The 11,381-nt window shown below is 62.5% G+C and carries 11 protein-coding genes and 1 pseudogene; 3 read left to right on the top strand and 9 right to left on the bottom strand.

Going from position 1 to position 11,381, the window contains the following annotated elements:
- Positions 1–128: 128 nt before the first annotated feature.
- The 3 genes and pseudogenes from VFL62_RS07390 to ggt all read right to left on the bottom strand — a co-directional run bounded on the left by VFL62_RS07390 (position 129) and on the right by ggt (position 2,864).
- The gene (locus VFL62_RS07390) at positions 129–644 is read right to left on the bottom strand and encodes a cupin domain-containing protein (RefSeq protein ID WP_325171713.1); all 516 of its coding nucleotides are present in this window, start codon (positions 642–644) and stop codon (positions 129–131) included.
- Positions 645–708: 64 nt separating this feature from the next.
- Positions 709–1,086, bottom strand: a pseudogene (locus VFL62_RS07395) (FKBP-type peptidyl-prolyl cis-trans isomerase); the annotation flags it as partial.
- 194 nt (positions 1,087–1,280) lie between these two features.
- Positions 1,281–2,864, bottom strand: a complete 1,584-nt coding sequence (ggt, locus tag VFL62_RS07400; RefSeq protein ID WP_325171715.1) for a gamma-glutamyltransferase — start codon at positions 2,862–2,864, stop codon at positions 1,281–1,283.
- A gap of 154 nt (positions 2,865–3,018) precedes the next feature.
- Between ggt and VFL62_RS07405 the strand changes: the two genes are divergently transcribed.
- Both VFL62_RS07405 and VFL62_RS07410 read left to right on the top strand, forming a co-directional pair.
- Complete coding sequence (locus VFL62_RS07405; protein ID WP_325171716.1) at positions 3,019–3,789, top strand: rhodanese-related sulfurtransferase; 771 nt, start codon at positions 3,019–3,021, stop codon at positions 3,787–3,789.
- Positions 3,782–3,997: a SlyX family protein gene (locus VFL62_RS07410; RefSeq protein ID WP_414644638.1), complete on the top strand. Its 216-nt coding sequence runs from the start codon at positions 3,782–3,784 to the stop codon at positions 3,995–3,997. Before VFL62_RS07405 ends, VFL62_RS07410 begins: the two co-directional genes overlap by 8 nt.
- Positions 3,998–4,022: 25 nt before the next feature.
- On the opposite strand, the gene VFL62_RS07415 is transcribed toward VFL62_RS07410, so the two are convergent.
- Entirely contained in the window at positions 4,023–4,220 is a 198-nt protein-coding gene (locus VFL62_RS07415) for a hypothetical protein (RefSeq protein ID WP_325171718.1), read from the bottom strand.
- A 186-nt stretch (positions 4,221–4,406) separates the two neighbouring features.
- Between VFL62_RS07415 and hemE the strand changes: the two genes are divergently transcribed.
- On the top strand, positions 4,407–5,438 hold the full coding sequence (gene hemE / locus VFL62_RS07420) for a uroporphyrinogen decarboxylase (protein ID WP_325171719.1): 1,032 nt from the start codon (positions 4,407–4,409) through the stop codon (positions 5,436–5,438).
- Positions 5,439–5,459: 21 nt separating this feature from the next.
- Here hemE and hemC read toward each other — a convergent pair whose 3' ends face one another.
- From hemC to VFL62_RS07445, 5 genes are all read right to left on the bottom strand, one after another.
- Entirely contained in the window at positions 5,460–6,434 is a 975-nt protein-coding gene (gene hemC / locus VFL62_RS07425; protein WP_325171720.1) for a hydroxymethylbilane synthase, read from the bottom strand.
- Positions 6,435–6,513: 79 nt separating this feature from the next.
- The gene (locus VFL62_RS07430) at positions 6,514–8,139 is read right to left on the bottom strand and encodes a choline dehydrogenase (protein ID WP_325171721.1); all 1,626 of its coding nucleotides are present in this window, start codon (positions 8,137–8,139) and stop codon (positions 6,514–6,516) included.
- Positions 8,140–8,294: 155 nt separating this feature from the next.
- Positions 8,295–9,530 carry a virginiamycin B lyase family protein gene (locus tag VFL62_RS07435; RefSeq protein WP_325171722.1) on the bottom strand — a complete coding sequence of 412 codons (1,236 nt, stop codon included), beginning with the start codon at positions 9,528–9,530 and terminating at the stop codon, positions 8,295–8,297.
- Between the two features lie 180 nt (positions 9,531–9,710).
- Positions 9,711–10,583, bottom strand: coding sequence for a polysaccharide deacetylase family protein (locus VFL62_RS07440; RefSeq protein WP_325171723.1), 873 nt, complete (start codon positions 10,581–10,583; stop codon positions 9,711–9,713).
- Between the two features lie 9 nt (positions 10,584–10,592).
- Positions 10,593–11,381 (bottom strand): ABC transporter ATP-binding protein (locus VFL62_RS07445; protein WP_325171724.1); only part of this gene is annotated, 789 nt, incomplete at its 5' end.

An 11,381-nucleotide genomic window follows, 5' to 3' on the forward strand; every position in this document is an offset into this window, starting at 1 on the left:
GAATCCCGACAGCAATCTAGCAGACAGCCCAAAGCGCCGGAAGCAATTCCGCACCGCGAAGCGCGGCCGCGGCATCGCCGGCGGGTCACGACGTCGTGTTTGAGCTAACTAATTTTAAGCAGTTGATCTCAGGCGTCGTTGGGATCGCGGTGCACGGGATCGACCCACAGCACTTTTTCCGGCTTCTCGACCGGCTCGATGTCGAGGTTGATCGCAACGGCCTCGCCGTCACTGCGCACCAGCACGCATTCAAGCGCTTCGTCCGGACTGGCGTTGATTTCCTGATGCGGTACGTAAGGCGGCACGAAGATGAAATCGCCGGGATTTGCTTCAGCGGTGAATTCGAGATGGTCGCCCCACCGCATCCGCGCCTTGCCCTTGACGACATAGATGATGCTTTCAAGGTGACCGTGATGATGCGCGCCTGTCTTGGCGTCCGGCTTGATGGTCACCGTGCCGGCCCACAATTTCTGGGCACCGACGCGGGCAAAGTTGATGGCAGCCTTGCGGTCCATGCCGGCGGTCGAGGGCACGTTGGGATCGAGCTGATTGCCGGGGATGACGCGGACACCGTCATGCTTCCAGCGTCCTTCGCCGTGATGATGTGAGTGCCCAGCATGATCGTGATCGTGCGACTTCGACATGTCAGTACCTCACTCCTTGGCAAAACGCTGGCCGAAAGCCGCCGCTGCCAGCTGCGGATGCTTCTCAACCCTTCACGTCGAGCAGTTCGACTTCGAACATCAGCGTCGCATTCGGTGGAATGACGCCGCCGGCGCCACGCGCGCCATAGCCAAGCTCGGGCGGAATGATCAACGTGCGCTTGCCGCCGACCTTCATCGAGGCAACGCCCTCATCCCAGCCGGCGATCACCTTGCGCTGACCGACCGGAAATTCGAGCGGATCGTTGCGGTCGACGGAGGAATCGAACTTCTTGCCTTTCTGGCCATTCTGATAGAGCCAGCCGGTGTAGTGCACGACACAGATCTGGCCAGGCTTGGGCGCCGCGCCCGTGCCAACCTTGGTGTCGATGATCTGTAGTCCTGAAGCTGTGGTCATGGCTTTTCCTGCAGTCTGTGCCATCGCCGCTGATGGCGTCCAGACGATCGATACCGTCAGAACTGTCCACACAATGGCGGCCAAGGCGGAAAACATCGTGCGCATGGTCGCTTACCCTCAAAGACGATTGGCCGCCTGTCTATCGCAACGCTTCCGCCAAGACCAGCCTTGAAGGCCAGGCTTGAAAACCCGGCCTTGAAACCAACCTTGGCGAGCCTGCCTCAATAACCGAGCGCGCAACCGTCCTTGCGGGGATCGGAGCCGCCGGTCAGCGTTCCCTTGTCCCAGTCGATCCAGATCGCCTGGCCGCCGCCGAGCGGCGGGATGATCTTGGTGGTCTGGTGCCCGAGCTTTTGCAGACCCGCGACGACCTCGGCCGGCACGCCGTCCTCGAGCTGATAGACGCCTTCGTAATGTAGGCCACGGGGCATATCGATAGCCTCCTGCACGTCGCATCCGTAGTCGATGACGTTGGTCAGCACGTGGGCTTGCCCGGTCGGCTGGTACTGACCGCCCATGACGCCGTACGGCATAACCGCGCGGCCGCCCTTGGTCGCAAGCGCAGGCATGATCGTGTGCAGCGGACGCTTGGCGGGTGCGATGCAGTTCGGATGGCCGGGCTCGACGCGGAAGCCGGCGCCGCGATTCTGGAACAGAATGCCGGTCTTGTTCGAGACGATGGCAGACGCCCAGGAGTGGGCGACCGAGTTGATGAACGAACAGACGTTGCGGTCCTTGTCCACCACCGTGATGTACACCGTCGACGGGTTCATCGGCGGCGAGACCTTCGGCAGGTCCAGCATCCGGTCCATGCGGATCTTGCCGACATATTCATCGGCATAGCTCTTCAGGATGCCGGCGACGTCGACGTTGGCAAAAGCGGGATCGGCGATGTTTTGCTCGCGCATCATGTAGGCGACGCGCGCGGCCTCAGCCTCGAGATGGAAACGCTCGATGCTAACAGGCGCGAATTTCGTCAGATCGAAGTGCGAGAGAATGTTCAGCATCACCAGCATGGTGATGCCCGGCCCGTTCGGCGGGCACTGCCAGAGATCGAGACCTTTATACATCGTGCCGATCGGCACCGTGGTTTCGGTCTTGTGGTTGGCGAAGTCTTCCAGCGTGTGCAGACCGCCGGCGGCCCGCAGCGTCTCGACCATGTCCTCGGCGATCGCACCCTTGTAGAAGGCGTCGGGACCGTTCTTGGCGATCGCGCGCAGCGTCTGGCCAAGCTCCGGCTGCCTGATGACGTCGCCGGCAACAGCCGCCTTGCCGTGCGGCAGCAGGTAGCGCTCGGTGTTGATGCCCTTCTTGAGCTTCTCGAACCCGTTCTTCCAGTCGAAGGCGATACGGGGCGCGACGACATAGCCTTCTTCGGCGGCCTTGATTGCTGGCTGAAACAGCGTGTCGAAGCCAAACTTGCCGTGGTCGCGCAGGATCGTCGCCCAGAAATCGATCGCGCCGGGAATGGTGACCGCGTGCGCCGAGGTCAGCGGGATCCCTTTCATGTTGCGTTCGAGATACCACTCGGCCGACGCCGCCTTCGGCGCGCGGCCCGAGCCGTTATAGGCAACGATCTTGCCCTCGCCTTTCGGCTGGATCAGCGCGAAGCCGTCGCCGCCGATGCCGGTCGATTGCGGTTCGATTACCGCCAGCAGCGCCGCAGCCGCAACCGCCGCATCCACCGCGGTGCCTCCGGCTTTCAGCACCTCGATAGCCGCGAGCGCCGCCTGCGGGTGAGATGTGGCTACCATGGCGTTCTGGGAGTGGACCGTCGAACGGCCGGCGAGATGGAAATTCCTCATAAGAAATGGCTCACTTTGTCGCGAGTTAAGCTGATTTCCGGGGTTTGATTTGGGGGTTACTTGGCATACTCAATGCCACCTGCGCAATGCCAGATGATGCATATGTCGAGGGTCACTCCTGCCCCTCGCGACCACCCGTGCTAGACACCGCTAAATGTCCCACAAGGTAGCCGCCTTTTACCAATTTGCACCCCTGCCGGACTTCCGCGAACTGCGCGAACCGCTGCGGGCGCTGTGCGACGGTCTCGCGCTAAAGGGCAGCGTGCTGCTGGCACATGAGGGAATCAACGGCACCGTGGCCGGGCGCACTGAGGCCATCGGCGAATTCGTTGCCGCGTTGCGCCATGGCGATCTCTTTGGCGGCCGCCTCGATCATCTCGAGCTGAAATTCTCGTCTGCCGCAGCGATGCCGTTCGGACGGCTCAAGATCAGGCTGAAGAAAGAGATCGTCACGTTCGGTGATGCGTCCGCCGACCCGACGCGACAGGTCGGCACCTATGTGGCGCCCGAGGACTGGAACGCACTGATTGCCGCGCCTGACACGCTGCTCATCGATACCCGCAACGCTTTCGAGGTTGCGATCGGCACCTTCGAAGGCGCGATCGATCCTGACATTGCGAGCTTCGGTCAGTTCAAGGATTTCGCCGCCCGCCATCTCGATCCGGCAAAGCATCGAAAGATTGCGATGTTCTGCACCGGGGGCATCCGCTGCGAAAAGGCGTCGAGCTATCTGCTCGCGCAAGGTTTTGCCGAGGTCTATCACCTCAAGGGCGGCATTCTGAATTATCTGGAACATATCCCGGAATCCGCGAGCCGCTGGCGCGGTGGGTGTTTTGTCTTCGACGAGCGCGTCGCGCTCGGACATGGACTGCGCCAGTGCCAGACGGAGCCTGAAAATCAGACGGAGCTTGAAAGCAGTGATTGATCTCAAGGCGCTCAGCGAACGGGTCGACACGCTGGAAGCGCGGCTCGCGTTTCAGGACGACACCATCGAGACGCTGAACAAGACCGTCACCGAGCAATGGGCGAAGATCGATGCGCTGACGCGGCAGCTCGTTGCGCTCGGCGAGCGGCTGCAGGAAGCCGAAAGCCAGATGCCGGGGCCGGCGAACGAGCCGCCGCCGCATTATTGAAGTCTGGGTCAACCAATCATGCCCCTTAGTGCTGCCGGCTCTTGGGCTTCTCACTGCTGCGATGCGGCTTGGAGGGCGACGGCAGCGTGGCGCTGGCGGGGTCGGACGCCGGGAAACTGTCGGCCAGTCCGGTCTCGAGGTCCTCATGGGCGTCGCGGTCGGTGGCCTTGCCGACCTTGGCGGCGTGCTTGTCATGCGGGGCGGGGTTGAATTTGTCGCTCATGGCTCGCCTCCTGACGCGTGGAGTGGGTTCGACGTTCGCTACCTAGGGACCGCCGAGTTAACGCGCCGGGAACAGCAGCGTTCCTGCCTCCCGGATCCAACCACGCCTTCGCAATGAACAAGCTTGTTTTTCCGCGCCTTTCTTGGTCTATCAGGGCCAATTCTGCCGATTGCATCGTGAACACGTATGACAAAGCCATTCCTCGAAGTACTATCCGGCCGCAAACAGGCGGTGCCGCCGATCTGGATGATGCGGCAGGCCGGGCGCTATTTGCCGGAATATCGGGAGTTGCGCGCCAGGGCCGGCAGCTTCCTCGACCTGTGCTTCACGCCGGAATATGCGGCCGAGGTCACGCTTCAACCGATCCGCCGTTTCAGCTTCGACGCGGCCATCATCTTTTCCGACATCCTCGTCATTCCGCATGCACTCGGCCGCTCGGTACGGTTCGAGGCCGGCGAGGGGCCGCGGCTCGATCCGCTGGACACGCCGGAGAAGATCGCAACGCTCGCCTCACGCGCCGATTTCGGCAAGCTGGAGCCGGTGTTCGCGGCGCTGCGGCGTGTTCGGCAAGAGCTCGATGACAAAACGGCGTTGATCGGCTTCTGCGGCGCGCCATGGACGGTCGCGACCTACATGGTGGCGGGCCATGGAACCCCCGACCAGGCGCCGGCGCGCATGCTGGCCTATCGCCACCCCGACGCGTTTGAAGAACTCGTCGAGGTTCTGGTGCAGAATTCGATCCAGTACCTCGTCAGCCAGCTCAAGGCGGGCGCCGATGCCTTGCAGATTTTCGATACCTGGGCCGGCGTGCTGCCGCCGCGCGAATTCGCCCGCTGGTCGATCGGGCCGGCGCATCGCATCGTCGAAGGCGTCCGGCAGCAAGTCCCCGACGCGAAAATCATCGGTTTCCCCCGCGGAGCTGGTGGCTTGCTGCCGGCCTACGTGGATGCAACGGGCGTCGACGCCGTCAGCATCGACTGGGCGGCCGAACCGTCGCTGATCCGCGAGCGCGTGCAAAATCGCGTCGCGGTTCAGGGCAATCTCGATCCGTTGGCGCTGATTGCGGGCGGCGCGGCGCTCGATCGCGCGATCGACGACGTCCTGGAAAATTATGCCAGCGGGCGGCTGATCTTCAATCTCGGCCACGGCATCCTGCCAGAAACGCCGATTTCGCATGTCGAACAGATGATCAAGCGCGTGCGGGCCTACAAACCCTGAAGATCATGCCGCTCCTCGCACTCACTTTGGCCGGCTGCGCTCGATAATGTCGGCGGCACCCTTTGCGAGCAATTCCAGACCGATCGCGCGACCTAGTTCGCGCGGCCGGTCTGCTGACCCCTGACGGGAAGCCTCGATGAAGCGCTGCCCGTCTTCGTCGAGCACGGAAGCCGTCAACGACATCTGCTGGCCGTCGATCGACGCAAATCCGGCAATCGGCGAATTGCAATGGCCGTTGAGCACCCACAGCACCTCGCGTTCGGCCTCGGCGCAGCGGCGCGCGGCAAGGTCGTCGATTTTCGCCAGGATGCCTCGCGCAGCCCAATCGTCTGCGGCGCATTCCACCGCGACGATCCCCTGCCCGGCCGCCGGCAGCATTTCAGTGACCGGAAATTCGTAGGCGATGCGGTTCGCAAGGCCGACGCGTTCGAGGCCCGAGCGCGCCATGATGAGAGCGTCCGCTGGGCCTACCGCGCCGCCATCGGCAAGCCGCTGTTTTTCGAGATTGTCCAATTTGCGCACGCGGGTATCGGCGGCGCCGCGATAGTGGATCACTTCGATGTCGGGAAACAGCCGGCGCGCATAAGCCGCGCGGCGTACCGCATTGGTGCCGATCTTGAAGCCCTTGCCGCGCACGGCTTTCAATTGGTCGAATGAAAGCCCGGGGCGCAGCACCAGCACGTCGGTCGCAGGATCACGCGAAAGCGTCGCGCCGATCACGAGCCCCGGGGTGTCCTCGTTGCCCGGCATGTCCTTGAGCGAATGCATTGCCGCCTGCAACTGACCGCCACGGACCGCGCTGCGAATTTCGGCGACGAAGGCGCCGCCTTTGCCGCCATGGGGCAACAGCTTGCCGGTCTGGTCGGTATCACCCGTGGTTTCGAACTTGACGATCTCGACGTCGATGCCGGGGACTGCGGCCGCGAGTTGCCGGGCAATGGCCTCGGTCTGGGCCAGGGCCATGGCGCTCTTGCGCGTGCCGATCCGCAATCGCATTGAATTCGTGCTCGCTCGTAGTGATCGAGCCGATGGCATAGCACCGGGCCGCCGGGGTGACTAGTGGAGCAAACTCGACTTAGCGCGCATCCTGCAAGATCATGTCGGAAGCTTTTTCCGCAATCATGATCACCGGCGCGTTGGTATTGCCCGAGACCAGATCGGGCATCACGGAGGCATCGACCACCCGCAAACCGTCGATCCCGCGCACGCGAAGTCTCTGGTCGACGACGGCAAGCGAGTCGTTGCCCATCCGGCATGTCGACGTCGGGTGATAGATCGTGCTGCCGCGCGCACGGCAATAAGCCAGCAGCGCCTCGTCGCTCGTGACCTTGTCGCCGGGATCGACCTCCTCGACGGTGTACGGCTTAAGCGCGGGCGCGCGCAAAATCTTCCGCAAGATCTTCAAGCCTTCGACATTGGTCGTGCGATCGACCTCGCTGGCGAGATAGTTGATCCGGATTTCCGGCGGCGCAGCCGGGTCGGCGCTCCTGATCTTGATCGAACCGCGGCTCTCGGGCCGCAATTGACAGACCGAGGCCGTGAAACCGGAAAAGGGATGCAGCTTCTCGCCCATCTTGTCGGTCGAGAACGGCAGAAAGTGAATCTGGATATCGGGCGAGGCCAGTCGCGGATTGGTCCGGAAAAACGCGCCCGATGTGCCGGCCGCAATCGTCAGCGGACCGGTTCGGAACGCGAAGTAGCGCATCCCCGTCATCACCTTGCGCACGGGATGATTGACGATGTCGTTCAACGTGATCGGTTTCGAACAACGCATTACGACGCGAACCTGCAAATGATCCTGCAGGTCGCTGCCGACTCCGGGCGCATCCAGCACGACGTCAATGCCGTGCTGGCGCAACAACTCCGCAGGTCCGACGCCGGAGAGCTGCAACAGCTGCGGCGAGTTGTATGCGCCGCCCGAGATCAGAATTTCCTTGCGGGCGCGCGCGGTGCGCGGAATGCCCGCTGCGCGATAGCTGACGCCAACGGCGCGGCGTCCTTCGAACAGGATTCGTTCGGCGAGCGCCGAGGTCTCGACATGCAGGTTTTGCCGTGCCCTTGCCGGGCGAAGATAAGCGACCGCCGTGCTCGCGCGTCTTCCGCCCCTGGTCGTGGTCTGGAAGAAGCCTGCGCCCTCTTGCGTAGCGCCGTTGAAATCCGGATTGCGGGGAATGCCGACCTGCACGGCGGCATCGACGAAAGCTTCGGAAAGCGGATCGGCATGCCGCCAGTCCGAAACCGGAAGCGGACCGCCGGCGCCATGAAACTCGTTGCCGCCACGTGTCTGATCCTCGGCCTTCTTGAAATAAGGCAGCACATCGTCATAGCCCCAGCCGAGATTGCCCTGCTGGCGCCAGCGATCGTAATCCTCGTGCTGGCCACGGACGTAAAGCAGACCGTTGATCGAACTCGATCCGCCCAGCACCTTGCCGCGCGGCTGAAACACGTTTCGTCCGTTGAGCCCGGGCTCGGGCTCGGTCTGGTACATCCAGTTGACGGTCTTTTCCTTGAAAAGCCGGCCATAGCCGAGCGGGATATGGATCCAGAGATGCTTGTCCTCCGGACCGGCCTCGAGCAGCAGCACCGAAGATTTCCCGTCGGCGGTCAGGCGGTTGGCGAGCACGCATCCAGCCGAACCGGCGCCAACAATGATGTAGTCGAATTCGAGTTGATCAGAGCCTGATACGGCGTTGTTGTTCATCTTGTTCTTCGCCAGATCGATAGGGGACAGGACGATGGATGCGAAGAATAACTTCGCGGCATCGTCAGTCAATGAAAGGGCCATGCGACCGATATGCGCGGCCGCATGGCCCTTTGCGGGTGCCCTCTCTCGGATCGGCGCGTAGCGCCGGCAGTCTATTTGACGTCGACCATGCCGACCTGGTTCACGAGGCTGTTGGCCATGACCGGATTGCCATTGGGCAGCACGCTCATGTTGCGGACGATGTCGCCGCCGCCGGGAATCGCCCAGCTCTGGAACTTTTCAGTGGCGGGATCGAAGCGAACGACCGTATTGGGCTTGGCGTTGGATTCGTTATACCAGACCGCGCCCTTGGTGAAGACCATGCCATAAGGCTCGGACTTAGGCCCGCTTGGCGATGGCCATTCCTTGACCGCACCGGTCGTCAGGTCGAGCTTGCCAAGATAGCCGCGCGAGAAATCGGCATACCAGACCGCACCGTCCGGTCCGATCGCCAGACGCCGTGGCCGCGCGTCAGCGCTGGGCAGCGGGTATTCCTTGATTGCCATCGTCTCCGGATCGATCGTCGCGATCTTGTTGGTGCCGAACTCGACCAGCACGGGTACGCCTTGCGCGTTGATCACAAGTCCATAAGGACGCGACTTCGGGGTCGGCGAGGTCACAAGCTTGATCGCGCCGGTTGCCGGGTCGAGCCGTCCCACCATATTCGCCTGCTGCACGGTGAACCACAGAATGCCCTTCTGATCGAAATTAAGGGTGTGCGGGTCCTTTGCATTCGGATCAGGCAACCGATATTCGGTGACGATCCCGGTGTTCGGATCGAGCTTGCCGATCAAGCCGGCGAGATTGCCGGTAAACCAGATGTTGCCGTCCTTGTCGTCGACCAGGCCATGCGGACCTGTGAAGGGCGATTTCAGCGTGTATTCTCTGACTGTGCCGGTCTTCGGATCGACACGGCCGAGCTTGTTGGCCAGTTGAGCCGCCCACCAGATCGAACCATCGCGGGCGCCGAGTGGATCGTGCGGTCGCGCGCCTTGCGTCGGCACGTCCCACATCTTGATGTCGACCTTGGCGGGACCATCGAGGAGAACTGCCTCCGGCCGCTTGCGCTCCGGGAAGCTCTTCATCAAGTAGTCGGTCATCGCGCCCCATTCCGCGGCGGGAACGGGCGCTTCCATGTTCTGCATCATGCGCACGACCGTCAGCCAGCCCTCGGGGGTGTAGCCGCCGCGAACCCGATTGATGTCGTGGCAGTTATTGCAGGTATCGACAAAGCGTTGCTTGCTCGGACCTTCCGGCCAGTCCTTTGCGGTGTATTGCGCGTGGGCGGTCGATGTTCCGAGCACCGCGCTCGCTGACAGGACGATGAGCAGTTTGGCGCGCGCTATCATGGCTGAATCTCCCTTGCCCGTTCATCAGGGCCTCTTGTTTGATTGCATCCACCTAAGCCTCAGGCCATTCGCTCCGTCAAGCGCGCCCGGCAAGACGGGCGGTCAACGCACTCCAGCGGCGACCGTCATTCGATTAGATGAAACTTTTATAGTGGCTATCGACCGATGCCCCTCCCGGCCTCAGGCCGGCTCGGCCGCAGCATACCAGTCTGCCAACTGGCTACCTGTGAAGAATCCAACGTCGGCTGAAGCGCTTAACAAATCCAGCATGCGATCCAGCTCATGGATGCGATGCGGCACGGAGATCAGATGCGGGTGCAATCCGATGGCAAGCACGATGGCGCTGTCGCGGCATTCCGCTTCGAATCGCCGAAGGGTGAATTCAAGCCGCCTTGCCATCTCGCCGGTGGCATGGCGCTCGATCGCGTAGACAATCGAATCGTTGATCTCGAGGTTGTAGGGCATCGCGATCAGTGGACCTGAAGTTGTGCTCATCCACGACGGCCGGTCATCGACGACCCAATCGCAGACGTAATCGATGCCCGTGCGTTTAAGGATGTCGGGCGTATCGACCGTCTCGCGAAGTCCCGGCGACAGCCAGCCACGCGGACGGCGTCCGGTGAAGCCGGCGATCTTGTCCAGGCTCGCGGCGATGACGGCCTCTTCGCCGCCCTCGACATGATTGATGGCTTTCTGGTGCATGCCGTGACCGATGAATTCCCAGCCGGCGTCGCGCATGGCGCGCGCCGCTTGCGGATACGCATCGATCACGCCGGCATTGAAGCTCGTCGAGGCCGGCAGCCCGCGCGATGCAAACGCTTTCAGAATACGCGGCAGCCCGGCGCGCATGCCGTAATCCGCCCAGGAGAAATTCGGCACGTCAGGCACCGTTTCGCGGCCATGCGGCGGCGTCACGATGGTGCGCGGCATCGGCGCATCGAACTGCCAGTTCTCCACATTGACGACGAGATGCACCAGAATTCGCTTGCCGTCGAGCGGCGGCAATGGTGGACGTGCCGAGGACAGCACATAGGGGATACGCGGATTTGCCATCGAGGACCTCTAGAGGTGAGCGGCGCTGACCTTCATGTCGGACATGATGCTCGCCTTGTAAGCCACGAATTCTGCGCTGGTGAGGCTTGCGATCGAACGCGGGCGCGGCAGCGTGATCTGAATGGTGCGGATGATGCGACCCGGCCGGGCCGACATCACGCAGATCCGATCCGACAACAGGATCGCCTCGTCGATGTCGTGGGTGACGAACAACACCGTCGTGCCGAGCGATTGCCAGACGTCGAGCAGCAATTGCTGCATCGACAGCCGGGTCTGCGCATCCAGCGCGCCGAACGGTTCGTCCATCAGCAGCGCTTTCGGCGACATCGCCAGCACCCGCGCAATGCCGACGCGCTGGCGCATGCCGCCGGACAATTGCACCGGCAAGGCGTCGGCAAAGGATTCCAGGCCCACCAGCTTCAACAGATTTCGCGCTTTCGATTCATAGTCGGCGCGCGCGACACCCTGAACCTGTGGGCCGAAAATCACGTTCTGCCAGACCGTGAGCCAGGGGAACAGCGCTGCCTCCTGGAACACCACGCCGCGGTCGGGGCCCGGCCGCGTCACCATCTTGCCGTCGAACAGCAGCGTGCCTTCGCTGGTCTTCTCGAAGCCCGCCAGCAGATTGAGCAGCGTCGACTTTCCGCAGCCGGAAGGCCCGAGCAACGCAACGAACTCCCCTTCGCCAATCGCAAGATCGATTCGATCGAGCGCGCGAACTTCGGATTGGCCCAAAAAGGTCTTTGAGACGCTTTCGAATGCGATCGTGCCCATCCTTACACCCTCACGAATGGAACG

It is taken from the genome of Bradyrhizobium sp., from assembly GCF_035701725.1.
Lineage (GTDB): Bacteria > Pseudomonadota > Alphaproteobacteria > Rhizobiales > Xanthobacteraceae > Bradyrhizobium.

What these genes read in the sequence shown, in the direction of transcription:
- VFL62_RS07405 (WP_325171716.1), top strand. Translation starts at nt 3,019, where the DNA reads ATGTCCCACAAGGTAGCCGCCTTTTACCAATTTGCACCCCTGCCGGAC.
- ggt (WP_325171715.1), bottom strand. Translation starts at nt 2,864, where the DNA reads ATGAGGAATTTCCATCTCGCCGGCCGTTCGACGGTCCACTCCCAGAAC.
- VFL62_RS07430 (WP_325171721.1), bottom strand. Translation starts at nt 8,139, where the DNA reads ATGAACAACAACGCCGTATCAGGCTCTGATCAACTCGAATTCGACTAC.
- VFL62_RS07440 (WP_325171723.1), bottom strand. Translation starts at nt 10,583, where the DNA reads ATGGCAAATCCGCGTATCCCCTATGTGCTGTCCTCGGCACGTCCACCA.
- VFL62_RS07415 (WP_325171718.1), bottom strand. Translation starts at nt 4,220, where the DNA reads ATGAGCGACAAATTCAACCCCGCCCCGCATGACAAGCACGCCGCCAAG.
- VFL62_RS07435 (WP_325171722.1), bottom strand. Translation starts at nt 9,530, where the DNA reads ATGATAGCGCGCGCCAAACTGCTCATCGTCCTGTCAGCGAGCGCGGTG.
- VFL62_RS07390 (WP_325171713.1), bottom strand. Translation starts at nt 644, where the DNA reads ATGTCGAAGTCGCACGATCACGATCATGCTGGGCACTCACATCATCAC.
- hemC (WP_325171720.1), bottom strand. Translation starts at nt 6,434, where the DNA reads ATGCGATTGCGGATCGGCACGCGCAAGAGCGCCATGGCCCTGGCCCAG.
- hemE (WP_325171719.1), top strand. Translation starts at nt 4,407, where the DNA reads ATGACAAAGCCATTCCTCGAAGTACTATCCGGCCGCAAACAGGCGGTG.